The 226-nt window shown below is 54.4% G+C and carries 1 protein-coding gene; it reads left to right on the forward strand.

Annotated features, from left to right (window positions below):
* Window positions 1–226, forward strand: a 226-nt coding sequence (locus EII23_RS12830) for a transposase (RefSeq protein WP_148091315.1), incomplete at both ends; no start/stop codon positions are given.

Genomic DNA, 226 nt, shown 5'->3' on the forward strand with positions numbered 1-226 from the left:
GGCGGAAAAGCTTTTGGCGGACAAGGGCTACGACACGGATGAGATTCTCGCCCAAGCTGAAAAACAGGGAATGGAAACGGTCATTCCCCCGAAGAAAAGCCGCAAAGAGCAGCGTGGGTACGACAAAGAGCTTTACAAGGCCCGGCACCTGATAGAGAACGCGTTCCTCCATTTGAAGCGATGGCGCGGCATTGCGACCCGATACGCGAAAAATGCAGCCTCATTC

This window comes from Desulfovibrio sp. OH1186_COT-070, assembly GCF_003860215.1.
Classification (GTDB): Bacteria; Desulfobacterota; Desulfovibrionia; order Desulfovibrionales; family Desulfovibrionaceae; genus Desulfovibrio.